The 23,947-nt window shown below is 71.2% G+C and carries 24 protein-coding genes; 12 read left to right on the plus strand and 12 right to left on the minus strand.

From position 1 onward, the window contains the following. Positions 1-25: 25 nt before the first annotated feature. Positions 26-1,054, plus strand: coding sequence for a DUF4037 domain-containing protein (locus ABZU76_RS35620; RefSeq protein WP_354877695.1), 1,029 nt, complete (start codon positions 26-28; stop codon positions 1,052-1,054). On the opposite strand, the gene ABZU76_RS35625 is transcribed toward ABZU76_RS35620, so the two are convergent. The 5 genes from ABZU76_RS35625 to ABZU76_RS35645 form a co-directional block, all read right to left on the minus strand. Beyond that, on the minus strand, positions 1,051-1,551 hold the full coding sequence (locus ABZU76_RS35625; protein WP_354877698.1) for a class I SAM-dependent methyltransferase: 501 nt from the start codon (positions 1,549-1,551) through the stop codon (positions 1,051-1,053). The two genes, ABZU76_RS35620 and ABZU76_RS35625, sit on opposite strands and share 4 nt — an antisense overlap. Positions 1,552-1,682: 131 nt before the next feature. Continuing rightward, positions 1,683-2,573: an amino acid ABC transporter permease gene (locus ABZU76_RS35630; protein ID WP_354877701.1), complete on the minus strand. Its 891-nt coding sequence runs from the start codon at positions 2,571-2,573 to the stop codon at positions 1,683-1,685. Further along, positions 2,570-3,217, minus strand: coding sequence for an amino acid ABC transporter permease (locus ABZU76_RS35635; protein WP_354877704.1), 648 nt, complete (start codon positions 3,215-3,217; stop codon positions 2,570-2,572). Before ABZU76_RS35635 ends, ABZU76_RS35630 begins: the two co-directional genes overlap by 4 nt. Positions 3,218-3,302: 85 nt before the next feature. Then, complete coding sequence (locus tag ABZU76_RS35640; protein ID WP_354877707.1) at positions 3,303-4,217, minus strand: glutamate ABC transporter substrate-binding protein; 915 nt, start codon at positions 4,215-4,217, stop codon at positions 3,303-3,305. A gap of 80 nt (positions 4,218-4,297) precedes the next feature. Further along, the gene (locus tag ABZU76_RS35645; protein ID WP_354877883.1) at positions 4,298-5,026 is read right to left on the minus strand and encodes an amino acid ABC transporter ATP-binding protein; all 729 of its coding nucleotides are present in this window, start codon (positions 5,024-5,026) and stop codon (positions 4,298-4,300) included. 345 nt (positions 5,027-5,371) lie between these two features. On the opposite strand from ABZU76_RS35645, the gene ABZU76_RS35650 reads away from it, so the two are divergent. Together ABZU76_RS35650 and ABZU76_RS35655 are read left to right on the plus strand one after the other, a co-directional pair. Next, entirely contained in the window at positions 5,372-6,040 is a 669-nt protein-coding gene (locus tag ABZU76_RS35650) for a response regulator transcription factor (RefSeq protein ID WP_354877710.1), read from the plus strand. A gap of 3 nt (positions 6,041-6,043) precedes the next feature. Then, complete coding sequence (locus ABZU76_RS35655; protein WP_220238099.1) at positions 6,044-7,441, plus strand: HAMP domain-containing sensor histidine kinase; 1,398 nt, start codon at positions 6,044-6,046, stop codon at positions 7,439-7,441. Here ABZU76_RS35655 and ABZU76_RS35660 read toward each other — a convergent pair. From ABZU76_RS35660 to ABZU76_RS35670, 3 genes are read right to left on the minus strand one after another with little or no spacing between them, the layout of a single operon-like run. After that, positions 7,438-8,367 (minus strand): TAXI family TRAP transporter solute-binding subunit, encoded by a 930-nt coding sequence (locus tag ABZU76_RS35660; protein ID WP_354877713.1) that lies wholly within the window; start codon positions 8,365-8,367, stop codon positions 7,438-7,440. The two genes, ABZU76_RS35655 and ABZU76_RS35660, sit on opposite strands and share 4 nt — an antisense overlap. 40 nt (positions 8,368-8,407) lie before the next feature. Continuing rightward, positions 8,408-8,509 carry a DUF1963 domain-containing protein gene (locus tag ABZU76_RS35665; protein WP_354877716.1) on the minus strand — a complete coding sequence of 34 codons (102 nt, stop codon included), beginning with the start codon at positions 8,507-8,509 and terminating at the stop codon, positions 8,408-8,410. Next, on the minus strand, positions 8,506-8,802 hold the full coding sequence (locus ABZU76_RS35670; protein WP_354877719.1) for a hypothetical protein: 297 nt from the start codon (positions 8,800-8,802) through the stop codon (positions 8,506-8,508). Before ABZU76_RS35670 ends, ABZU76_RS35665 begins: the two co-directional genes overlap by 4 nt. Before the next feature lie 197 nt (positions 8,803-8,999). On the opposite strand from ABZU76_RS35670, the gene miaB reads away from it, so the two are divergent. Together miaB and ABZU76_RS35680 are read left to right on the plus strand one after the other, a co-directional pair. Then, positions 9,000-10,487 (plus strand): tRNA (N6-isopentenyl adenosine(37)-C2)-methylthiotransferase MiaB, encoded by a 1,488-nt coding sequence (gene miaB, locus ABZU76_RS35675; protein WP_220238101.1) that lies wholly within the window; start codon positions 9,000-9,002, stop codon positions 10,485-10,487. Continuing rightward, entirely contained in the window at positions 10,484-10,960 is a 477-nt protein-coding gene (locus ABZU76_RS35680; protein ID WP_354877722.1) for a hypothetical protein, read from the plus strand. The genes miaB and ABZU76_RS35680 overlap by 4 nt, the downstream gene beginning before the upstream one ends. A gap of 93 nt (positions 10,961-11,053) precedes the next feature. On the opposite strand, the gene ABZU76_RS35685 is transcribed toward ABZU76_RS35680, so the two are convergent. Then, positions 11,054-12,367 (minus strand): DUF349 domain-containing protein, encoded by a 1,314-nt coding sequence (locus tag ABZU76_RS35685; protein WP_220238103.1) that lies wholly within the window; start codon positions 12,365-12,367, stop codon positions 11,054-11,056. Positions 12,368-12,615: 248 nt separating this feature from the next. Between ABZU76_RS35685 and miaA the strand changes: the two genes are divergently transcribed. Further along, on the plus strand, positions 12,616-13,506 hold the full coding sequence (miaA, locus tag ABZU76_RS35690) for a tRNA (adenosine(37)-N6)-dimethylallyltransferase MiaA (protein ID WP_354877725.1): 891 nt from the start codon (positions 12,616-12,618) through the stop codon (positions 13,504-13,506). Between the two features lie 10 nt (positions 13,507-13,516). Beyond that, positions 13,517-14,344: a diaminopimelate epimerase gene (gene dapF, locus ABZU76_RS35695; protein WP_354877728.1), complete on the plus strand. Its 828-nt coding sequence runs from the start codon at positions 13,517-13,519 to the stop codon at positions 14,342-14,344. Positions 14,345-14,404: 60 nt separating this feature from the next. Here the strand turns inward: dapF and valS are convergent, their stop codons facing one another. Both valS and ABZU76_RS35705 read right to left on the minus strand, forming a co-directional pair. Continuing rightward, entirely contained in the window at positions 14,405-16,936 is a 2,532-nt protein-coding gene (gene valS / locus ABZU76_RS35700) for a valine--tRNA ligase (protein ID WP_354877731.1), read from the minus strand. Between the two features lie 10 nt (positions 16,937-16,946). Beyond that, positions 16,947-18,200: an MFS transporter gene (locus tag ABZU76_RS35705; RefSeq protein WP_354877734.1), complete on the minus strand. Its 1,254-nt coding sequence runs from the start codon at positions 18,198-18,200 to the stop codon at positions 16,947-16,949. A 63-nt stretch (positions 18,201-18,263) separates the two neighbouring features. Here ABZU76_RS35705 and ABZU76_RS35710 point away from each other — a divergent pair, with 63 nt between their 5' ends. Genes ABZU76_RS35710 through ABZU76_RS35720 form a run of 3 tightly spaced genes read left to right on the plus strand, consistent with a single transcriptional unit; the run spans position 18,264 to position 21,322 of the window. Then, the gene (locus ABZU76_RS35710; protein ID WP_354877737.1) at positions 18,264-18,767 is read left to right on the plus strand and encodes a winged helix-turn-helix domain-containing protein; all 504 of its coding nucleotides are present in this window, start codon (positions 18,264-18,266) and stop codon (positions 18,765-18,767) included. A gap of 42 nt (positions 18,768-18,809) precedes the next feature. Continuing rightward, positions 18,810-20,243 (plus strand): GTPase HflX, encoded by a 1,434-nt coding sequence (hflX, locus tag ABZU76_RS35715; protein WP_354877740.1) that lies wholly within the window; start codon positions 18,810-18,812, stop codon positions 20,241-20,243. Between the two features lie 53 nt (positions 20,244-20,296). After that, positions 20,297-21,322, plus strand: coding sequence for a hypothetical protein (locus tag ABZU76_RS35720; protein ID WP_354877743.1), 1,026 nt, complete (start codon positions 20,297-20,299; stop codon positions 21,320-21,322). 259 nt (positions 21,323-21,581) lie between these two features. On the opposite strand, the gene lexA is transcribed toward ABZU76_RS35720, so the two are convergent. Next, positions 21,582-22,298 carry a transcriptional repressor LexA gene (gene lexA / locus ABZU76_RS35725; protein WP_220238110.1) on the minus strand — a complete coding sequence of 239 codons (717 nt, stop codon included), beginning with the start codon at positions 22,296-22,298 and terminating at the stop codon, positions 21,582-21,584. Between the two features lie 331 nt (positions 22,299-22,629). Between lexA and ABZU76_RS35730 the strand changes: the two genes are divergently transcribed. Both ABZU76_RS35730 and nrdR read left to right on the plus strand, forming a co-directional pair. Further along, positions 22,630-23,133: a LysM peptidoglycan-binding domain-containing protein gene (locus ABZU76_RS35730; protein ID WP_354877746.1), complete on the plus strand. Its 504-nt coding sequence runs from the start codon at positions 22,630-22,632 to the stop codon at positions 23,131-23,133. 308 nt (positions 23,134-23,441) lie between these two features. Further along, positions 23,442-23,933 (plus strand): transcriptional regulator NrdR, encoded by a 492-nt coding sequence (gene nrdR / locus ABZU76_RS35735; RefSeq protein ID WP_220238112.1) that lies wholly within the window; start codon positions 23,442-23,444, stop codon positions 23,931-23,933. Positions 23,934-23,947: the final 14 nt, after the last annotated feature.

Below are 23,947 nucleotides of genomic sequence, written 5' to 3' on the forward strand. Positions count from 1 at the left end.
AGCCGGGCGCGACACACTCGCCAGCGTGGACTTCCTGCCCGGTCTCGAGCTTGCCCGCCGCTTCCATGCCGACGCCGTGCGCCCGATCCTCGAACGGCGCGGTGTCACCTACTCAGCGGCCCTCCTCGGCCGCGGCTCCGACGTCCTCGGCTTCGACACCGCGCGCTCCACCGACCACGACTGGGGTCCGCGCCTGCAACTGTTCGTCGACGAACCGGCCGGGCTCACCGAACTGCTCGCCCACGAGCTGCCGCGGGAGTTCCTCGGCTACTCCACGCACTTCGCGGACAACGAAGGCGACCCGACGACCCGCATGGCCCCCGCCGACGGCCCGGTCCGCCACGCCGTGGAGATCGCCGACATCGACACGTGGTTCAGCGCTTTCCTCGGCTTCGTCCCCGGGAAAACCTTGTCCCGGCGTGAGTGGCTCACCACCCCCACGCAGACCCTCGCCGAGCTCACCGGCGGCGCCGTGTTCCACGACGGCCTCGGTCGCCTCGACGCGCTCAGGGCCGTTCTGGCCTGGTACCCCGACGACGTGTGGCGCGAGGTCCTCGCCGGACAGTGGCGCCGCATCGCCCAGGAAGAGCCCTTCGTCGGCCGCTGCGGCGAGGTCGGCGACGAGCTCGGCTCGGCCGTCGTCACCGCCCGGCTGGTGCGGGACCTCATGCGCCTGTGCCTGCTGATGGTGCGCCGGTACCCGCCGTACTCGAAATGGCTCGGCAGCGCGTTCGCTCGGTTGCCCCTCGCGCCGGTCCTGACTCCGCACCTCACGGGCGCCCTGGCCGCCCTCGACTGGCGCCGGCGCGAGACCCACCTGGTCGAGGCGTATGAAACCGTTGCCGCGCACCACAATCAGCTCGGCCTCACCGAACCCCTCGACCCCCAGGTCCGCGGCTTCCACGAGCGCCCCTACCGAGTCCTGGACGCCGCCCGCTTCGCCGACGCCCTCCACCCGGGCGCCGTCGGGGCGATCGACCAGTGGGCGGACAGCACCGACGTCCTCGGCCGTCCTGAGTGGATGCGGGACCTCGGCCCCTTCGACAACGGCTAGGGACGCCGGGCGGTCAGCACCACGAACGGCGGATCACCGGGAACCGGCTGTTGCCCGACCGAGTGCAACCCCGCGTCGGCGACGGCCTCCACCGCCGGATCGGCGGCACCGAAGTACGACAGGACGAGCAACGCGCCACTCCGCAGGTTCGCGGCCAGACGCGCGAGCAACGCGTCGAGCGGACCAGTGACGCCGAAGGCGACCACCACGTCGAAGTCACCGATCACCGGCAGTTTCAGCGGCTCGTGCACCTCGTAGGAGATCCCCAGCGGGTCGCGTTCCTCCTGCCGCTGGGCCTGCGCGATCAGCGAGCGGTCCGCGTCGACCCCGACCACGCGGGAAGCGCCGGCCGAGCGGAACAGCCGGGCGTGAACACCGGTGCCGCTGCCCACCACCAGAACCCAGCGGCCGGCCGGGGGACCGGCGGCCGTCAGCACGGCGTCGGTCTCGGCGCGGTCGGCGGGGGTCCAGTGGGCCGGTTCGGGAGATTCGGGCACGGGCGGGCTCCTGCCTGGCGGCGGCTGCCCTTCGACGCTAACCCGCGGCCCGGCGTCCCGACAGGTGCGTCCGGAGCAGCGCACGAAAAAAGCCCCCGCAGGTGCGGGGGCCTTTCCGGGTACCTCGTTCGTCAGATGCCGCCGCCGGCGACACCACCGGCGGAGGCGTGGCCGAGCATGACCTGATCCGCCTTGTTGTTCGTCGTTTCGATGTGCTTCTTGCTCCGCCGGTTGCGCTTCTCGACCCACGTCGCGAGCAGGGTCAGCAGCAGGCACAGCACGATGTAGATGCCGGCCGCCACGATGGTCGACGGCACGATCGGGCGCCCGAACGCACCCTGCGAGCCGATGTAGCGCGCGTAGTACAGCAGCTCGGGGTACGTGACCAGGAAGCCGAGCGCGGTGTCCTTGAGCAGCACCACGAGCTGGCTGATGATCGTCGGCAGCATCGCCCGGATCGCCTGCGGGAGCAGCACCGTGAACATGACCTGCGTCTTGCGCATGCCCAGCGCGTACGCCGCTTCCGACTGTCCCTTCGGCAGCGCGTTGATGCCGGCGCGGAAGATCTCCGCGAGCACGGAACCGTTGTACAGCGTCAAGCCCAGGACCACGGCGAACAGCGGCGAGGTGTCGACGCCGAGCGTCGGCAGGCCGTAGTAGAAGAGGAACATCAGGATCAGCAGCGGGATCGCGCGGAAGAACTCCACGATGAACGTGGAGATCCCGCGAACCCATTTGTGCTCGGACAGCCGCCCCGCCGCGAACACCGCACCGAAGATCAGCGCGAACACCGCGCCGAGCGCGAACGCCTCGAGCGTCGCGACCACGGCGTCGGCGAGGTCCGACTGCACCTGCGAGTACTCCAGCCACGCCCACTTCTGCGGCGCGAACTGACCGCTTTCGGCGAAGCTGTAGACCACGAAAGCGATCAGGGCGATCACCAGGAGAATGCCGATCCCGGCGTAGATCCGGTGCCGCACCCGCGACTTCGGGCCGGGGAGGTCGAACAGGACACTGCTCATCGGGCCACACTCCAGCGCTTCTCCAGGCTGCGCTGAACGAACGACAGCACTGCGACCAGGATGATGAACCCGAGCGCCACCCACAGGAGGGCGATCAGCTGGTCGTCGCCGCGCTCGGAGATGTACTGACGGATCGCACCCGCCTCGGCGACGGAGAACCCGCCGGCGATCGTGCTGTTCTTGAGCAGCGCGATGAGGGTGCTGATCAGCGGGGGGACCACCGACCGCAGTGCCTGCGGCAGCACCAGCTGGCCGAGGATCTGGCCGAAGGTGAGGCCGAGTGCACGGCCCGCCTCCGCTTGGCCGACCGGCACGGTGTTGATGCCCGAGCGCACGACCTCGCAGATGAACGCGGACGTGTACACCGTCAGCGACACCACCGCGGCGGTGAAGTAGTCGATCCTGACGATGTCCAGCAGCGGGTAGGCGAACACGAAGAACGCGAACACCAGCGTGAGCGGTGTGTTGCGCACGATGGTGACGTAGACCGTGCCGATCGCGCGGAACACCGGAACCGGGCTCACCCGCAGCATCGCCAGGATCGTGCCGAACACGAGGCTGCCGACGGCGGAGATGAGGAACAGTTCGATCGTGCGCAGGAAGAACGGACCGAAGAGGTCCAGATTGTCGAGCAGGACGTCCATGGAGCCTTCCCCGCGTCCGTGGGCCGGAAGATTACGTGGAGCGGCCGGTGGACGACAGATCCCGTCCACCGGCCGTGAAACCGGATCAGTAGCGCTGGATGGTCGGCTTCGTCGCGGTCGCGCCGGACTGGCCGAGGGTGGCGTCGTAGATCTTCTGCCACGTGCCGTCGTCGAGGCTGGCCTGCAGCAGGTCGTCGATCTTCGTGCGCAGCACCTTGTCGTCCTTGTTCAGGCCGATGCCGTAGGGCTCCTGCGAGAACGGCTTGCCGACGACCTTCAGGTTCGCCTTGTCCTGCGCCGCGTAGCCCTTGAGGATCGCGTCGTCCGTGGTGACGGCGTCGACCTCCTTGGTCAGCAGCTTGTCCACGCACTGCGAGTACTTCTGGAACTCGACGATGTTGCCCGGCTCCGTCAGGCCCTGGTCACGCACGCGCTGGATCGGGGTCGACCCCGTCGCCGAGCAGACCTTCTTGCCCTTCAACGTTTCCGGGCCGGTGATCGACGTGTCGTCCTTGCGCACCAGCAAGTCCTGACCGGCCTGGAAGTACGGCCCGGCGAACGAGACCAGGTTCTTGCGCTTGTCGGTGATCGTGTAGGTGCCGACGTAGTAGTCGACCTGGCCGTTGGCGATGGCCTGCTCACGCGCGGCCGAGTCGACCGTGGTGAACTTGATCTTGTCCGGGGCGATGCCGAGACCGGCGGCCACCATCCGGGCGATCTCGATGTCGAAGCCCTGGAACTGGCCCGTCGTCGGGTCCTTCTGGCCGAGGCCCGGCTGGTCGTCCTTGACGCCGACGGTGACGGTGCCGGCCGACTTGATCTTCGCGAAGGTGGGCGAGCCGGCCAGATCGACGTTCTGCGCCACGGTGTAGGTCGGCAGGGCGGCGGTGTTCGCGCCACTGGCGTCGCCACCGGGGGTCGCGGGTGTGCCTTCCTTGCCGCAAGCGGTCAGCAGCAGGCCGCCGGCGAGCAGCCCTGCCGCGAGGGTACGGATCCTCATAACGTGTCTCCTGTATCTGTCGTCGGTATGGCCGGTGCGGCCACCGGGTACGGCAGGTGCCGGGGAAAATCCGGTAATCGTCAGTGGGTGAGGATCTTGCCGAGGAAGTCCTTCGCCCGGTCGCTCTTCGGCTGAGTGAAGAACTCGTTCGGCGTGGTGTCCTCGACGATCTCGCCGTCGGCCATGAAGATCACCCGATCGGCTGCCCGGCGGGCGAAGCCCATTTCGTGGGTGACCACGAGCATGGTCATGCCGTCCTTGGCCAGGCCGGTCATCACGTCGAGCACCTCCTGGACCATCTCCGGGTCCAGTGCCGAGGTCGGCTCGTCGAACAGCATCACCTTGGGGCGCATCGCGAGCGCCCGGGCGATGGCCACGCGCTGCTGTTGGCCGCCCGAGAGCTGGGCCGGGTACTTGTCCGCCTGGTTCGCGATGCCGACCCGCTCGAGCAGTTCCATTGCGGTCTTGCGCGCGTCGGCCGAGGACATCTTGCGGACCTTCACCGGCGCGAGCATCACGTTCTCGAGGATCGTCTTGTGCGCGAACAGGTTGAACGACTGGAAGACCATGCCGACGTCCGCGCGCAGCGCCGCGAGCGCCTTGCCCTCGGCAGGCAGGGGCAGGCCGTCGACGGCGATCTCGCCCGCGTTGATCGGCTCCAGCCGGTTGATGGCGCGGCACAGCGTCGACTTGCCCGACCCGGACGGCCCGAGCACGACCACGACCTGGCCGCGAGGCACCTCGAGGTTGATCTCCTTCAGCACGTGCAGGTCGCCGAAGAACTTGTTCACGGCGGTCGCCTTGATCATCGGCGCCGCCACCTCCGCGGTCATCTTGGCCTCCAGAGCTCCTTCACAACCGGCATCTGCGGGACCGGATCCCACGTCGATGGCGGAAACCTACTCCCGTCGGACCCTTTGTAAAGGCGGCTTGAGCAATACTTAGGGTTTCAAGTACGTATCGACTTCCGGCGCCGTCAGGGCTGGTCGGCGGCCTTCCGCCCTGCTCAGCCTAGCCACGACCGCATCAGGCGATCACGCGATGCGAACCAGAAGGGTGACGGAGAGTGATCCTTCGTGCCCTGTCGTGGTCGCCGTCGGGTGCCCCCTAGAGTTCCTCGCTACCGTGGGCTGGATCACCGGGGGAGGCGAGCGGTGCGGGTGCTGCTGGTGGAGGACGACGACCGGGTCGCGGGCGCCCTCGTGCCCGCGCTGACGCGGCGCGGCCTGGAAATGCAACGGCTGGCCTCGGGCGCCGGCGTGCTGGACCGCGTACACGACGTGGACGTGGTGCTGCTCGACCTCGGGCTGCCCGACGTCGACGGCGTGGTGCTGTGCCGGCGCATCCGCGCGGTCAGCGACGTCGCCGTGATCGTGGTGTCGGCGCGAGGCGAGGTCGACGACCGGGTGCAGGGGCTGCGCGCGGGCGCCGACGACTACCTCGTGAAGCCCTACGACGTGGAGGAGCTGCTCGCGCGCGTCGAGGCCGTGCGCCGCCGTCGTGGCGAGCGCACCGATGGGCCCGCGCCGGTGATCGAGGTCGGCGACGTGACCATCGACCTCGCGCGCCACGAGGTGCTCGTGGCCGGGCAGTCGATCGCCTTGTCCCGCAAGGAGTTCCAGGTCCTCGCGCTCGTCGCGGGCGCGCGTGGCTCGGTGTGCTCGCGCGAGCACGTGCTCACCGAGGTGTGGGGCCATCGGGGAGCGGCGGAGAGCCGTTCGCTCGACGTCCACGTGGCCACGTTGCGCACGAAACTCGGGCGCCCGGCGCTGATCGAGACCGTCCGCGGCGTCGGGTACCGCCTCGGCGGCGGGCGGGGCTGAGCTGTGCGCGTCCGCCTCCAGGGGATCGTGGTCACGCTCGTCGCGCTGCTGGTGTTCGGGCTCGGCATCCCCCTGGCGCTGACGATGGCGGGCAGCCTGCAGCAGAACCTGTTCCTCGACCGCCTCACCGACACCGCGCGGTTCGCGTCGCTAGCGCAACGGCCGCTGATCGACAACCGGCCCGCGCTGCTGGAGCCGGAGCTGCGCCGCTACACCGAGGTCTACGGCGTGAAGGTCGTGGTGGTGAACCAGGACGGCGTCGCGGTGCTCAGCTCGCTGGGCGGCACCGACGCGGCGCGGATCGACCGCTCGGCCATCGCGGCCCCCGTGAACGAGGCCCTCGCCGGCCGGCACCCGGAGCCCGGCCCGCTGCTGATGCCCTGGACGACGGCCCCGCTGGTGCTGGCCGAGCCGATCCTCATCGACGGCGAGGTGCGCGGGGTCGTCGTCACGGAGTCCTCGACCGACCACGTGCGCACGCGGCTGTTGTGGCAGTGGCTCGTGCTGGCGGCGGGCGCGGTGGTGGCGTTCGGGCTCGCGCTGCTGGTCGCGATCCCGGTGGTGCGCTGGACGCTGCGGCCCGTGCGCCGGCTCGACGAAGCGACGGGCGCGCTGGTCGCGGCCGTGGTGAGCGGGCGCGAGGCGGAACCGGTGGGGGAGAGCGGCGGGCCGCCTGAGCTGCGGAAACTCGGCCGTTCGTTCGACCGGATGGCGGCGAGCGTGTCGGAGGCGCTGGCCGCGCAACGGGCGTTCGTCGCCGATGCCTCCCACCAGCTGCGCAACCCGCTGACGGCGTTGAAGCTGCGGCTGGGCAACCTCGAAGGCCACGTGGACGACGAAACGGCGGCCGCCGACCTCGACGCCGCCCGCGTGGACGCCGGCCGGCTCAACCAGATCCTCGACGAGCTGCTGTCGATGGCCCGAGCCGAGGCGGCGGGCGGTGAGCTCGTGGCGGAGGACCTCGGTGCCGTGGTCGCCGACCGTGTCGCCGACTGGAGCGTGGTGGGTGCGGCGCGTGACGTCGCGCTGGAAACCGAGGCCGACGTCAACGGCGCCCGGGTGCTGCTGCCGCCGCGGGGGCTCGAGGTGATCCTGGACGCACTGATCGACAACGCGCTCAAGTTCACCGGCCAGGGCACTTCGGTGCACGTTTCGGCCGTGCACGGTGGGGACGGGGTGACCTTGGCGGTGCGGGACCACGGGCCGGGCCTGCGCGAAGACGAGCTGGAACGCGCCGTGGACCGCTTCTGGCGCAGCAGCGCGCACCAGAACGTGCCCGGCTCGGGCCTGGGGCTCGCGATCGTGCGCGAGATCGTCCGCCACTCCGGCGGCGACATGCGCCTGTCCCTGCCGGACGGCGGCGGGCTGCGGATCGAGCTGGACCTGCGGGTCGCGCCCTAGACCTTGAGGCTTCGGTAATAACTGAGCGCGCCCGGGTGCAGGGGGAGCGGCTCCGTCTCGATGCCCGGGTGGACGTCGATCGACAGGGCCGCGCTGTTGGCCGCCGCGAGGGCGGGGCGAGCGTCGTAGAGGCCGCGGGTGAGGGCTTCGGCGACGTCGTCGGCCATTTTCGCGGGGACGACGAGGAAGTTGGGGACCACGAGCGTGGTCACGGGGCCGGCCTGGTTGTAGGTGCTGCCGGGGATGGTGGCGGTGCTGTAGACGGGGCTGTAGGCCTGCATGCCCTCCTGCAGGCTGGCCATGTCGAGCAGGCGCAGGCCGACTTTCTGCGTGTACTGCGTGATCAGCGGTGTCGGCAGGCCGCCCGACCAGAACAAGGCGTCGAGCTGGTGGTTTTCGAGGGCCTTGAGGGAGTCTTCGAGGCCCAGCTGCTGCACGCTCACGGAATCGGTCAGCCCGGCGACGGCCAGCACGCGGTTGGCGATGTACTCGACCCCGGACTCGGGCGAGCCGACCGCGATGTGGCGGCCCTTGAGCATCGACACCGACGTGTAAGGCGAGTCGGCGCGCACGACGATGTGCAGGTAGTCGTCGTGGATGCGCGCCAGCGCGGTCAGCTGGCCTGGGTGCTGCGTGGCGGCCTCGGCGGCGAGGTCGGCCGCGACAAAGGCCACATCGGCGCCCCCGGCCAGCACGCGGTTGAGGTTGTCGCGCGAGCCCTGCGTGGCCAGGACCTCCGGCCGGGCGATGCCCAGGTCCCTGGCCCACGCGTCGGCGAGCGGCCGGGCCAGGTCGTTGTACACGCCGCCGACCGCGCCGGTCGCGATCCGCAGGTGCAGGCCCTCGAAGCTCGGGCCGCACGCGGCCGTGAGCCCCGCCACGAGAACCGCGACGAGCACCGCCGTGAGCCTCCGCCTCGCACGCATGGGGCGATCGTGCCAGACGAGCGCCCCGCGCGTTCGCGGCTCAGGTGCACTGCATCGTGAACCGGGCCGCGTCGACCCTCCCCGCCGCGAGGTCGTCGGACCGGATCACCCAGTAGATCGTGCCGACGTCGCCCCACATCATGTCGACGTCGTCGTCGCTGCGAACTGGGCGAGCAGCACCCAGCTCGCGCCTTCCTCGGCCAGGGCGGGGTTGCGGCGGCCGCCGCCGAGCGCCATCACGGCGACCTCCGTCTCCGCGGCGTCCTGGATCGCGGTGCCGTAACCGCCGATCTGGTGCCGGGTGGTCTGCTCGGTCTCGGCCCAGGCGAGCTCGCCGAGCAGCCCCGGGCGGACCGCTTTGAGCGGCGGAACCTCCGCCGTCGTGGTGGTGCCCCTCCGCGACGAGGTGCACCGGGGCGCAGCAGCCCCAGCCACGCGTCGACGGCGTCGGCGGGCAGGTGCTCACGGGCGATGGCCGTGAGGCTCTCTCCATGCGGTCACGGAGGGATCATCACAGCGCACACCGACAAAAACCGCGCGCGGGACGAGCGGAGCGAGATCCGGCCGGGACCGTGTTCAACCAGGTGGGCGGCGTCTTCACCGAGGTCGGCGGGGGTTACCCTGGCTACCTGATGACCGAGAATCGCAAGACCTTCCAGATCCGCACCTTCGGCTGCCAGATGAACGTGCACGACTCGGAACGGCTCGCCGGTCAGCTCGAGGAGGCCGGGTACGTCCCCGCGAGCGCGGAGGCGAAGCCGGACCTGGTCGTGTTCAACACCTGCGCGGTGCGGGAGAACGCGGACAACAAGCTGTACGGCACTCTGGGCCACCTGCGCCCGGACAAGATCGCCAACCCCGACATGCAGATCGCGGTCGGCGGGTGCCTGGCGCAGAAGGACCGCGGGGACATCGTCAAGCGCGCCCCGTGGGTCGACGTCGTGTTCGGCACCCACAACATCGGCTCGCTGCCGACGCTGCTGGAGCGCGCCCGGCACAACGCCGAGGCCGAGGTGGAGATCCTCGAGTCGCTCGAGACGTTCCCCTCCACGCTGCCCGCGCGCCGCGAGTCGTCGTACGCGAGCTGGGTGTCGGTTTCGGTGGGGTGCAACAACACCTGCACGTTCTGCATCGTGCCGTCGTTGCGAGGCAAGGAACGAGACCGCCGCCCGGGCGAGATCCTCGCCGAGGTCGAGGCGCTCGTGGCCGAGGGCGTGCTGGAGGTGACGCTGCTGGGGCAGAACGTGAACTCCTACGGCGTCGAGTTCGGCGACCGGCTGGCGTTCGGCAAGCTGTTGCGCGCGACCGGCGGGATCAGCGGCCTGGAGCGCGTGCGGTTCACCTCGCCGCACCCCGCGGCGTTCACGTCCGACGTGATCGACGCGATGGCCGAGACCGCCAACGTCTGCCACCAGCTGCACATGCCGCTGCAGTCGGGTTCGGACCGGGTGCTGCGCGAGATGCGGCGTTCGTACCGCTCCGGGCGCTACCTGAAAATCCTCGACGAGGTGCGCGCGGCGATGCCCGACGCGGCCATCACCACGGACATCATCGTCGGCTTCCCCGGCGAGACCGAGGAAGACTTCCAGGCGACGCTCGACGTGGTGAGCGAGGCGCGGTTCTCCAGCGCGTTCACGTTCCAGTATTCGAAGCGCCCCGGCACGCCGGCTGCGACGATGGCCGACCAGCTGCCGAAGGAGGTCGTGCAGGAGCGCTACGACCGGCTCGTGCAGCTGCAGAACGAGATCTCCTGGGCGGAGAACAAGAAGCTGGTCGGGACCAAGGTCGAGCTGCTCGTGGCCGCGGGCGAGGGCCGCAAGGACGCCGAGACGCACCGCATGAGCGGCCGCGCCCGCGACGGGCGGCTCGTGCACTTCACGCCCGCCGGGTCCGTTGTGGACCGTGCGGTGCGCCCGGGCGACGTCGTCGAGACGGTGATCACCTACGGCGCTCCGCACCACCTGGTCGCCGACGGCGATCTCCTGACGCACCGCCGCACCACGGCGGGCGACAACGCCGAAGCCGGTCTTCGGCCCAAGACGAGCGGGGTCACGCTGGGACTGCCGGGCTTCGGAGCCCCGGCCGTCGAGCCGGCCCCGGTGAGTGGGTGTGCGCTGTGAGCGAGCCAGGAACGCCGGCCGAGGTCGACGAGGAGCTGACCGACCAGATCGACCAGGCGGGAGCGCACGCGTCCCGCACGGTCGAGCTGGGCCGCCGCGGCTTCTACATCGCCGTGTTCATCGTCGTGCTGCTCGTGGCGCAGTTCCTGCCGTGGGTCGGCGACCACGCGGGCTACCAGGTCCTCCAAGGCGCCGGCGGCGGCATCCCGCAGCTGTTCGCCGCGACGTCCACGGGCATCGGCGTCCTCGCCGGCGCGGTGGGCGTGGCCACGCGCCGCTGGTGGGTCGCCTGGTGCTGCGCGGCCGGCGGCTGGTTCGCCTCGGTGGACGGGCTGCTGTCGGTGTGGTCCCAGCAGTCGGCCCACGCGAACGGCGCCGTCGGCGGCGGGCCGGGGATCGGGATGATCGTCGCGTGGATCGCCACGATCGTCCTGGCGACGATGTGGATGAGGACGGCTTTCTCGCGGGCGTGAGGTTCACCCATCGCGACCACAACCCACCCGAACGATCGAAAAGGGCCGCCCCCGGTGGAAATCCGGGAGCGGCCCTCGTCGAAGAACCAGCGATCAGCGGTCCGCCACAGCGGCCTCCGCCGCTTCCATCCACTCGCGCCACTGGGCGGCCTGCTCGTCGGCCTTGCGGGCACGGCGCTCGTCGCCCGCGGCGCGGGCCTTGGCGGCCTGCGACTCGAACTGTTCGACGCGCTCGCGGAACTGGGCGGCGCGGGCCTGGGCCTCCGGGTCGGTGCGGCGCCAGCGGCTGTCCTCGGCGGACTTGACGGAGTCCTGGACCGTCTTGAGCCGGCCGTCGAGCTCGCGGATGCGTTCGCGCGGGACCTTGCCGATCTCGTCCCACTGTTCCTGGATGCGGCGCAGCGCGGACTTGGCGGCGTCGAGGTTGGCGGCGACGTCGATCTTCTCCGCCTCGACCAGCAGCTCTTCCTTGCGGGCGGCGTTGCCGGCGAACTCGGTGTCGCGCTCGGTGAACACCGCCGAGCGGCGGGCGAAGAAGGCGTCCTGGGCCGCGCGGAAGCGCTGCCACAGGGCCTCGTCGCTGTCCTTGGGTGCGCGGCCGGCCGCGCGCCACTCGGCCATGAGCTCCTTGTAGCGGCCGGCGGTGGCGCCCCAGTCGTCGGACTCGGCGAGCGACTCGGCCTCGGTGATGAGCTCTTCCTTGCGGTGCTTGGCGCTCGCGCGCTGCTTGTCCAGCTCCGCGAAATGCGAGCCGCGGCGGCGGTTGAACGCCTCGCGGGCCTTGGAGAACCGCTTCCACAGCTCGTCGTCGGTCTTGCGGTCGACGCCCTTGACGGTCTTCCACTCGTCCAGGATCGTGCGCAGCCGGTCGCCCGCGACCTTCCACTGGGTCGAGTCGGCGGCGATCTTCTCCGCCTCCTCGGCCAGCTCCTGCTTGCGCGAAACGGCGGCCGCGCGGGCCTCCTCGCGCTCCTGCTTGACCTTGCCCAGCGCCTTCTCGGCGGCGGCGATCACGTACTCGACGCGCGCGGCCAGCGCGGCGAGGTCACCGACCACCGCCGACTCGGCCAGCCCGTCGCGGATCTGCGTGGCGTTCGACAGCGCGTGCTTCGGGTCGCCGACGCCCGAACTCAGCCGCGTTTCCAGCAGCTCGACCTCGGTGCGCACGTCGTCGAAGCGGCGGGCGTAGTGCAGCAGCCCCTCGTCCGGCGTGCCCGCCTGCCAGACCCCGACCGCGCGCTCGCCGTCGGCGGTGAAAACGAAGACAGTGCCCTCGGCGTCGACCCGGCCCCAGGTGGACGGGCTGGGCTCGGCGGCCGGCACCGGAGGTGCGGTCTGGGCGCTGCCGGGCGCGTGGGGCACCGGGTGCGGTGCCGGGGTGCCGCTGGACGTGTTCTCCTGGGCCATCGCAGGCTCCTTATCGCCTGTACGCCCGCTGGTGCGGGCGCCCCGCGTGCTGCGGGGCCGGGTTACGCGGTGTTGCTTCCGGGGGCATGGGGCCCCAGCGGCATTCAAGCAGCTCAGCGCCTGCTGTGGTACTGGATGAGCCACCTGAAGCCAGTGATCCTACTTCTCCTTGACGCTCCGTGTCGGCAGTCCTCCCCGTCCAGGTACCCTCGGCCAGCGTGATCAGCCCTGCTCAGCAGCCTCGTCCGGTGGCCGTCGTCGGTCCCACGGCCACCGGGAAGACGGCGCTGGCCGTGGAGCTCGCCCTCGCCCTCGGCGGTGAGGTCGTGAACGCCGACGCGCTCCAGCTCTACCGCGGCATGGACCTCGGCACGGCCAAGGCCACCGAAGCCGAGCGGCGCGGCGTGCCCCACCACCTGCTCGACGTCCTCGAGGTCACCGAGACCGCGTCCGTCGCCGCCTACCAGCGAGACGCCCGCCGCGTGATCGAAGACCTCCTCGCCGCCGGCCGCGTACCCGTCCTGACCGGCGGCTCGGGCCTCTACGTGCAGGCCGTGCTCGACGACCTGAAATTCCCCGGCACCGACCCCGCCGTCCGGGCCCGGCTCGAAGCCGAGGCCACCGAACGCGGCACGGCGACCCTCTACGCGCGGCTGGCCGAAAAAGACCCCGTCGCGGCCGCCGCCATCCTGGCCACGAACACCCGCCGGATCGTGCGCGCGCTGGAGGTCATGGAGCTCACCGGAGAGCCCTTCTCCGCGAACCTGCCCAAGCCCGGCCCCGCCCGCTACGGCACGCTGCTGATCGGCATCGACCGCGAAGCCGCCGAGCTCGACGAGCGCGTCGACCTGCGCGTGGCGCGCATGTTCGAGGCCGGGCTCGTCGACGAGGTGCGGGAGCTCGAAGCCCGCGGTCTGCGCGACGGCAAGACGGCGTCCCGGGCGCTGGGTTACCAGCAGGTGCTCGCCGAGTTCGACGGCGAAGGCGACTTCGCGGCGGCCGCCGCGGCGACCGCACAGGCCACCCGCCGCTTCGTCCGGCGGCAACGCTCCTGGTTCCGCCGCGACAAGCGCATCCAGTGGTTCGACGGCGCTTCCCCCGACCTGGCCGCGCGCGTGCACGACGCCCTGGCCCAGTAATCTTGTCCCCATGGGCGGCATCGAGTTTCTCAAGGGCCACGGCACGCAGAACGACTTCGTGCTGCTGCCCGACGCGTCCGGCCGCCTCGACCTCACGGCGGAGCACGTGGCGGCGCTGTGCGACCGCCGGCGCGGCCTGGGCGCCGACGGCGTGCTGCGCGTGGTGCGCGCCAACGCGCTGGGTGAGGCGTCCGAGGGCGAGTGGTTCATGGACTACCGCAACGCCGACGGCTCGATCGCCGAGATGTGTGGCAACGGCGTGCGCGTGTTCGCCCGCTACCTCGTCGACGCCGGCCTGGCGGGCGACGGCCGCTTCACCATCGGCACCCGCGCAGGCGACCGGCCGGTGGTGGTCCACCCCGACCGCTCCGTGACGGTGGGCATGGGCCCGGCGACGATCACCGGCACCTCCGTCACGGTGGTGGCGGGGAGCCCGTTCTCCGGCGTGGCCGTGGACGTCGGCAACCCGCACCTGGTGTCCGTGCTCGACGACGACGTCGCCGACCTCGACCTGCGCGACCAGCCCGACTTCGACCACGACGTGTTCCCGACCGGCGTGAACCTCGAGTTCGTGAACCTGCTCGGCGAGGGCGCGCTGCGCATGCGCGTCCACGAGCGCGGCGTGGGGGAGACGCGCTCGTGCGGCACCGGCACGGTGGCCGCCGTCGCCGCCGCGCTGCACCTCGCCGGCACCGACACGGGGGAGTCCACAGTGGACATCCGCGGCGGCCGCGTGGTCGTGACCGTCGAACGCGGCGCCGCCACGCTCACCGGCCCGGCGGAGATCGTCGCGCGCGGCGAGCTCGACGAAGCCTGGTGGGCCGCCGCCGGGGCGTGAAGCACCCCAATGTGGCGTTCGGTGCGCTCAACGCAACCAACGCCACATTTGGGGGAGTGCTCAGACCACCGACACCTCGACAGCCAGCTCGCCGTCACCCGGACGCGTGGTCACGGCGGAGATCACCCCGGCCGCGCGCACATCGTCCGATACCGCGGCGAACCCGCTGAGCAGTTCGTCGGACGCGCTCACCGTCAGGGTTTCGACGGCCGAGCGCATCGAGACCTTCGCGTCCGTCTTGGCCCGCCGCACGGCCGCGATCACCGAGCCGGCCAGCGGCAGCAGGGCGACGTCACCGTCGATCCCCGGCGCCTCCGGCCACGGCGCGCGGTGCACCGAACCCTCCTGCCACCACGACCAGACCTCCTCGGCCGTGTAAGGCAGCACCGGCGCGAACAACCGCACCAGCACCGAAAGCGCGGTCGTCAGCGCCGCGCGGGCCGAGTCCGCGGCCGCCTCGCCGCGATCGCCGTACGCGCGCGCCTTGACCAGTTCGACGTAGTCGTCGCAGAAGGTCCAGAAGAACGTCTCCGTGACCTGCAGCGCCCGTGCCTGGTCCAGGCCCTCGAACGCCGCCGTCGCCTCGGTGACCACGCGCGCGAGCGCGGCGAGTACCGACCGGTCCAGCGGTTCCGTCACTGAAGCGCCTGGCGTGGGCAGGCCGAGGCCGAGCACGAACCGGCTCACGTTGAGCAGCTTCGTCGCCAGGCGCCGCCCGACCTTCATCTGGCCCTGGTCCTCGGCCGTGTCGACGCCGGGGCGCGCGCTCGCCGCCCAGTAGCGCACGGCGTCAGGGCCGAACTGGTCCAGCAGCGCCGCGGGCGTGACGACGTTGCCCGTGGACTTCGACATCTTCTTGCGGTCCGGGTCGAGCACCCAGCCGGAGATCACGGCGTCGCGCCACGGCAGCACGTGCTCTTCCAGTTCGGCCCGCACGGTGGTGGAGAACAACCAGGTGCGGATGATCTCGTGCGCCTGCGGCCGCAGGGAGTACGGGAACACGCGGCGGAACAGGTCGTCGTCGAGGCTCCAGCGCCCGGCGATCTGCGGTGTCAGCGACGACGTGGCCCACGTGTCCATCACGTCCACCTCGCCCGCGAACCCGCCCGGCTTCCCGCGCTGGTCCTCGGTGTAGCCCGGCGGCACGTCGGTGCTCGGGTCCACGGGCAGGGCCGAGTCCGAAGCCATCAGCACGGCTTCGTGGTCGGGCTCGCCGTGCTCGTCGAGCGGGTACCAGACCGGAATCGGCACGCCGAAGAACCGCTGGCGGCTCACGAGCCAGTCGGACGTGAGGCCCTCGGTCCACGCGCGGAAGCGGACCTCCATGTGCGGCGGCACCCAGTTCAGCTCGCCGCCGCGTTCGAGCAGCTTCGCGCGCAGCTCTTCGTCGCGCCCGCCGTTGGTGAGGTACCACTGACGGCTCGTGACGATCTCGAGCGGCCGGTCGCCCTTCTCGTAGAACTTCACCGCGTGCGTGATCGTCCGCGGCTCACCGCGCAGCGACCCGTCGGCCCGCAGCGCCTCGACGAGGAGCTGGCGTCCCGTGTGGACGGTCTTGCCGGCCAGCGGGGCGTACGCCTCGGCGGGCACCCCGCGCGGCGGCTCGGGCAGGAACCGCCCGTCGCGGCCCAGCACCGGGCGGGTCTCCAGCCGCAGCGCCCGCCACCACGTGACGTCGGTGGTGTCGCCGAAGGTGCAGACCATCGCGATGCCGGTGCCCTTCTCGGGGTCGGCGAGGTGGTGCGCGTGCACCGGCACCTCGACGCCGAACACGGGCGTGCGCACCGTTTTCCCGACGAGGTCGCGGTACCGCTCGTCGTCCGGGTGCGCGACGAGCGCGACGCACGCGGGCAGCAGCTCCGGCCGTGTGGTGGAGATCAGCACCTCGGCGCCTTCGCCCGTGCGGAACACGAGGTCGTGGTACGCGCCGGGGCGCTCGCGGTCCTCCAGCTCGGCCTGCGCGACGGCGGTGCGGAACGTGGTGTCCCACAACGTCGGCGCCTCGGCCTGGTAGGCCTCGCCGCGCGCGAGGTTGCGCAGGAAGGCGCGCTGGGAGATCTCCGTGGTGGCCGGGTCGATGGTCTGGTACGCCAGCGTCCAGTCCACCGACAGCCCGACGCGGCGCCAGACGTCCTCGAAGACCTTCTCGTCCTGTTCGGACAGCGTGCGGCACAGCTCCACGAAGTTGCGGCGCGACACCGGGATCACGTCCTTGCCGGGCTTGGCCGGCGGCGTGAACGACGGGTCGTAGGGCAGGGCCGGCTCGCAGCGCACGCCGTAGTGGTTCTGCACGCGACGCTCGGTGGGCAGGCCGTTGTCGTCCCAGCCGACGGGGTAGAACACTTCACGCCCGCGCATGCGCTGGTAGCGCGCGAGGACGTCGGTGTGCGTGTAGGAGAACACGTGCCCGATGTGCAGCGAACCGCTCGCCGTGAGTGGCGGCGTGTCGATCGAGTAGATCGCTTCGCGCGGCTTCGTGCGGTCGAAGGTGTGGACGCCGTCGCGCTCCCATACCGCTACCCACTTGTCCTCCAGGCCGTCGACACCGACCTTGTCCGGGACACGAGGGCTGGGCTGCGGGGTAGCGTTCATGAACCAGACTCTAGGCGGGCGCCGCCACCGCTTTCTCGCCCACCGGCAGGTCACGCATGTGGCGCAGCGGCGAGCAGACCACCCACAGCGCCGCGGCGAGCTGGCCGATCACGGCGGTCCACAACGCGCCGGTGAGCCCGAGGCCCTCGCCGAGCGCGCCGCCCACCAGCCCGCCGAGCGGCATCGTGCCCCACACGACGAACCGCACGCTCGCGTTCATCCGACCCAGCAGCCGGTCGGGGGTGATCGCCTGGCGGTAGGAGACCTGCGCGACGTTGTAGAGGATCACGCCGAACCCGGCCAGCGCCAGGCCGAAACCGGCGAGCGGTACACGCCAGCCGGGCCCCGCGAGCGGCACGAGGAGGTTGCCCGGCCACACGAGCATCGGCAGGAGCCAGATCGAGCGCGCCTGCCCGACGCGCCGGATGATCGCGCCGGCGAACAGCGCGCCGAGGATCCCGCCGATGCCGCCGACGGCCAGCAGCCCGCCGACCGCCGCGGGCGGGAGCCCGGCCGTGCGCGTCAGGAACAGCACCTGCACGGCCTGCGCGGCGGCGCCGAACAGGTTCGCGGTGGCGGTGCAGGCGACGATGGCGCGCAGCGGCTTGTCGGTGAACACGAACTTCAGGCCTTCGAGCATTTGCGGCACCAGGCGTTCGTGCCCGGTCTTCTCGGGCAACTGCTCGACCGTGCGGATCCGCCAGAGGCACAACGCGGAGGCGAGGTAGCCGAGACCGGTGACCAGCACCGTGCTCGCCGCGCCGACGAACTGCACCAGCACGCCCGCCGCGCTCGGCCCCGCGATCTGGGCCGAGGACTGCACGCCCTGCAGCTTCGCGTTGCCCTCCAGCAGCCGGTCGCGGCCCACGAGCGCGGGCAGGTAGGCCTGGTAGGAGACGTCGAAGAACACCGTGCCGATGCCCACGAACAGCACGACCACGATCAGCTGGACCATCGTCAGCCCGCCCGCCCACCACGTCAGCGGGATGCTGAGGATCAGCGCCGCGCGGGCCAGGTCGGCCGCGAGCATCACCGGCCGCTTGCGCAACCGATCCACCCACACACCCGCCGGCAGGCCGATGAGCAGGAAGCCCAGCGTCTCGGCTGTGGTCAGCAGACCCATCTCGAACGGCGTCGCCGCGAGCGTCACCGCCGCCAGCAGCGGGATCGCCGTGACGCCGACGAACGTGCCGAGCTGGCTCGCCGTGTCGCCGGCGAACAGCCGGCGGAAGTCGGCGTGGAAAAGGAGGGAGTCCCGGTTCACCCGATTGAGTGTCGGCGAGTGATTGGAAAGTGTCAATCACTTTGCCGTGCCTAGGCTGTGCGGGTGCCGACCCCACGACGCCCTTCGACGGAGGCCGAGGCCGCCGCGCTCGCGTCCGGAATACGCCTGCGCATCATCCGGTTGACCTCTTTCGAGGCGATGACCAACAAGGAGCTGGCCGAGCGGCTCGGCCGCGACCCGGCCACCACGCTGCACCACGTGCGGCGGTTGGTCGAGACGGGTTTTCTCACTCCGCTGGAAGAGCGCCGCGGCGCTCGCGGGGCCAAGGAGATCCCGTACCGGTCCACCGGGCTGTCCTGGCAGCTCGACAACGGCACGGCGGTCGCGTCCGTCGGCGAGGCCATGCTCGAGGCCTACCTCGCCGAGATGGGGGAGGCCGACGCCGCCGAGGTCGACTCCAGCCGGCTCGTCTTCCAGGTCGCGCCGGCCGAGGTCGCCGAGTTCAAGGACCGGCTCACGCAGCTGCTCGAGGAGTTCCGCGAACGGCCCGCCCAGGTCGGCGCCGAACGCACCGCCATCTACGTATCGATCTATCCCAGCAGGTAATCACTCGGCTCCCGCGCCGAATCGTGGGAGCATGGAGGCACGATGACAGAACTGACACACGAAGACCTGTACGACGACGACCCGTCGACCGGTGAGATGGAGCTCGAGGACCGCGCCTCGCTCCGCCGCGTCGCAGGCCTGTCGACCGAACTCACGGACGTCACCGAGGTCGAATACCGCCAGCTGCGGCTGGAGCGCGTCGTGCTGGTCGGCGTGTGGACCGAAGGCACCGCCGAGCAGTCGGAAGCCTCCCTCGCCGAGCTGGCGAGGCTGGCCGAGACCGCCGGTTCCGAGGTGCTCGAGGGCCTCGTCCAGCGGCGCGCCAAGCCCGATCCGGCGACCTACGTCGGCTCCGGCAAGGTGCGGGAGCTGCGCGACGTGGTCGTGGCGACCGGCGCCGACACGGTGATCTGCGACGGCGAGCTCTCGCCCGGCCAGCTGCGCCAGCTCGAGGAGAAGGTCAAGGTCAAGGTGATCGACCGGACCGCCCTGATCCTCGACATCTTCGCGCAGCACGCCCGTTCCAAGGAGGGCAAGGCCCAGGTCGAGCTGGCCCAGCTGCAGTACCTCATCCCGCGGCTTCGCGGTTGGGGTGCGTCGCTGTCCCGGCAGGCCGGTGGTCGCGCCGGTGGCGCCAACGGCGGTGTGGGCCTGCGCGGTCCCGGTGAGACGAAGCTCGAGACCGACCGCCGGCGGATCAACAAGCGCGTGTCCAAGCTGCGCCGCGAGATCGCCGCGATGGACACCATTCGCGAGACCAAGCGCGGCCGGCGGGTGGCCAACGAGGTGCCCAGCATCGCGATCGTCGGCTACACCAACGCCGGCAAGTCGAGCCTGCTCAACGCGCTGACCGGCGCGGGCGTGCTGGTGGAGGACGCACTGTTCGCCACCCTGGACCCGACCACGCGCCGGGCCCAGACGGCCGACGGGCGCACGTTCACCCTCACCGACACCGTCGGGTTCGTGCGGCACCTGCCGCACCAGCTGGTGGACGCGTTCCGCTCGACGCTGGAGGAGGCGGCCGATGCCGACCTGCTGCTGCACGTCGTCGACGGGGCCGACCCGGCGCCCGAGGAGCAGGTGAACGCCGTGCGCGAGGTGCTCGGCGAGATCACCCGCACCCGCAAGGAGCCGCTGCCGCCCGAGCTGCTCGTGATCAACAAGGCCGACGCGGCCGACCAGGTCACGCTGGCGCGGCTGCGCCACCAGCTGGCGGGTTCCGTGCTGGTGTCCGCCCGGACCGGCGCCGGTATCCCGGAGCTGGCCGAGGTGCTCGCCGACCGGCTGCCGCGGCCGCAGGTCGTGGTCGAGGCGCTGGTCCCGTACTCGCGGGGCGAGCTCGTGGCCCGCGCCCACTCGGACGGCGAGGTGCTCGAGGAAGAGCACGTCGCCGACGGTACGAGGCTCCTCGTGCGGGTCCACCCGGACCTCGCGGCGGCTTTGCGCCGGTACGAAACCAACTCCTCGGCGCTCTGAACGTCTTCCGTAGTGTGCGGCCGGACCCGGCCGCACACTACGGAGGTGAGCTGGTGCGGGTCGTCCTCGCGGTGACGGCGGTTTTGCTGGTGCTGGGCGCTGTGCCCGCTGCTGCCGCGGCGCCACCACCGGCGCCCGAATCGCTGTGCAAGGTCACCGACTCGCGGCTGGGGGAGCTCTCCGGCCTCGTCTCCGACGGCGAGCACTGGTACGCGATCAACGACGGCGGCACGAAAGTGCAGGTCTTCGTCCTCGACCACTCGTGCAAGGTGCAGAAGGTGCTCTCCGCGAGCACCGACCCGTACGACGTCGAGGACCTCGCGCGCGCGGCCGACGGCACCCTGTGGCTCTCGGACACCGGCGACAACAGCCACAAGCGCACGACCGTGGCGCTGATGGAGATGAAACCCTCGGGCGGCAACGTGACGCTGCACCGCCTGACCTATCCCGACGGGCCGCACGACACCGAGGCCCTGCTGCTCGACCGGTCGGGCACGCCGTACCTGATCACCAAGGAAGTGCTGGGCGACGCCGCCGTCTACCGGCCGACCGGTCCTTTGGCCACGCCGGGGCCGACGAAACTGGAGAAGGTCGGTTCGCTGACCATCCACGACACCGACACGGTGGGCGGGCCGGTGGGCGCGTTCGGATCCGTGCTGGTCACGGGTGGTGCCACCAGCGCCGACGGCAGCGTCGTGGCCCTGCGCACCTACACCGACGCGTACCTGTACCCGGCCCCGGACGGCAACGTGCTCGAGGCGCTCAAACGCAACCCCGTGCGGATCCCGCTGCCGAACGAGAAGCAGGGCGAAGCGCTCGCCTTCGAACCCGACGGCACGCTGCTGTCGGGCGGTGAGGGCGTCGGCCAGCCCATCCGAGCGGTGAAAAACGCGACGGCTCTGGTGGCGGGTGCCGCCGCCCCTCAGCGCGAAGCGGCCAAGCCCGCCGCTTCCGGCGCGACCGGCGGCTCGGACGACTCGTCCGGCTTGCCGCTGCTGCCGGTGGTCGGCATCGCGGTGGTCGTGGTGCTGATCGGCTGGTTCCTGCTCAGCCGGCTGCGTCGCCGCCCGCGCCGCTGATTTCTGACAGCCGATTTTCTGACAGCCGAGTCCTGATCGCTGAGTTCTGACCGCTGAGGTCCGCTCCGGGGAGGCAACCGGGGCGCGGCGCGCACAGCGGGAAGACCACAACGCAAGACCACTCAGCACACGGACCACGCAGCGGACCGCACGGCACCGTCCACACCGGACACCGGGAAGCTCCCACCCGCGGCGCGGGGGCGATCGAGGCCGGGCATCCTCGTCGCCGGCCCGCGGCCGCGTGGGTGGGCTCCCGGGGCTAGAGGCGCCGCAGGACCGCGACGACCTTGCCGAGGATGGTGGCGTCGTCGCCGGGGATCGGCTCGTACGCCTCGTTGTGCGGCATCAGCCAGACGTGGCCGTCCTTGCGCTTGAACGTCTTCACCGTGGCTTCGCCGTCGATCATGGCGGCCACGATGTCGCCGTTCTCCGCGGCGGGCTGCTGGCGGACCACGACCCAGTCGCCGTCGGTGATCGCGGCGTCGATCATCGAGTCGCCGGTGACGCTGAGCAGGAAGAGCTCACCCTCGCCGACGATCTCGCGCGGCAGCGGGAAGACGTCCTCGATCGCCTGCTCGGCCAGCACCGGGCCACCGGCCGCGATCCGGCCGACCAGCGGCACGTACGCCGCCTTCGGCATGGACGGCTGCTGGTCGATGTCGATGCCCATCGGGTTGTCGTCCGTCGTCGAGAGGACGCCCACGGCCCGCGGCCGGTTCGCGTCGCGGCGCAGGTAACCCTTGCGCTGCAGCGCCTTCAGCTGGTGGGAAACCGACGAGGTCGACGTGAGCCCCACGGCCTCGCCGATCTCGCGGACGCTCGGCGGGTAGCCGAACCGGGCCACCCAGGTGCGAATCACGTCCAGCACCTGCTGTTGCCGCACGGTCAGCGTCTCGTCCACGTCGTAGACCTCGGGCAGGGCCGTCACCTTGCCCGAGCCACCGGGCGTGGTGCCCGCCTTGCTCTCCTTCGCCACTGTGTGTCGCCTCCCAGCCGTTCGCGGTCGCCTCGCCGGCATCCCGCGCGTTCCCGCGTGCGCCGGCCGGCTCCCACGGACGCGGGTGCCCTCGCCGGCGACATCTGCCCGGCAGATGTCCTGGTCACCGACGTTAGCCCACCGAGCGTGACGATTTCAAACATCTGTTCGATCGACACGCCGTGTCCTCTCGATTTTGTCGGTGCGGGGTGGTAGACCTTCGCACGGACGTTCGATAGAACGCCTGTTCGACCTGAACCGCATTGTCGCCGGTGAGAGCACCGGACCGGGCTCGGATCGAACCGATCAGCAGGTCAGAAGGAGGTTCGCCATGTCGATTCTGGCAGACCGCGGGATCGTCCGCCCGCTCCGGCCCGTCCGGCAGGCCGCCGCTCCGGCTCGGGTTCCCTCGGGTCCCGCCGCACCCGTTCGCGGCACGCGCGAGCGCCGTGGCGAGCCGCTGCGGCCGCCGACGCGCGCCCGGGTGGTCGCCGGGCCTCGCACGGCGCCGGCCACGTGCGCCGAGGCGCGCCGGCCCGCCGGCCGGTGGCCGTGGCTCGCCGCGATCGCCGTCGCCGCCTGTCTGGTGGTCACCGTTCTGGGTGTTTTCGGCTCCGGCACGCCGGGTGGCGCGGTGCCCGAGCGCACGGCGTCGGTGTCCGTGCAGCAGGGAGACACGCTCACCGCGATCGCCGCCCGGTTCGCGCCCGACTCGGACCAGGGCGCCGTGGTCGAGCGCATCAAACAGCTCAACCACCTCGACGACGCCGTCCTCGTGCCCGGTCTGCCGCTCACCGTGCCGGTCGCGTCGGAGGTGGCCGGGTTCGGTTCGTGACCGTCGGGATGCGCTCGATCGCGCCACGGATCGGTGCCTTCTTCACCCGCTTGTGTCGCTTGCGTGGGCCGTCCGGGCAATCTATGGTCAACCCCTACATCTGGTAGTTACACCGCTGTAGTTGGTCCACAGGTAGGGGTAGACTGGAGACCAGTTGTCCACAGCTGGGCGGTGTTCACCCACCGGTTGTCCACAAGTCGATCACCAGGCGCGGGTCCGTGCGGGGTGATCGTGGTCCAGGCCGTAGCGTGGCGGCAGGGGCCGGCGTGGATGGACTCGGCCGGCGCGGAGGGGAAGGTGATCGGCGGATGAGGTGCCCGTTCTGCCGGCATGCGGACTCTCGGGTCGTCGACTCCCGAGAGGTGGATGAAGGCCAAGCGATCCGGCGGCGGCGCTCGTGCGCCCAGTGCGGCCGGCGCTTCACCACGTCGGAGACGATGGTGCTCGCCGTCGTCAAGCGGTCCGGCGTCACCGAGCAGTTCAGCCGGGACAAGGTCGTCAACGGCGTGCGGCGGGCCTGTCAGGGCCGGCCGGTCGACGACGACGCGCTGCAAAAGCTCGCGCAGCGCGTGGAGGAGTCGATCCGCTCCGCCGGTCTGGCGGAGATCCCGAGCCACGAGGTCGGTCTGGCCATCCTCGGTCCCTTGCGGGAGCTCGACGGGGTCGCCTACCTCCGGTTCGCCAGCGTCTACCGCTCGTTTTCCTCGGTCGAGGACTTCGAGAAGGAGATCGCCGACCTGCGGGAAGCCATGGCGGGTACTGCCGCGGAAGAAGGAAGCGAGCGCGCCGGAGACGACTGAGTGTCGCCTGCGCC

It is taken from the genome of Amycolatopsis sp. NPDC005232 (genome assembly GCF_040607795.1).
In the GTDB taxonomy this organism is placed as follows: domain Bacteria; phylum Actinomycetota; class Actinomycetes; order Mycobacteriales; family Pseudonocardiaceae; genus Amycolatopsis.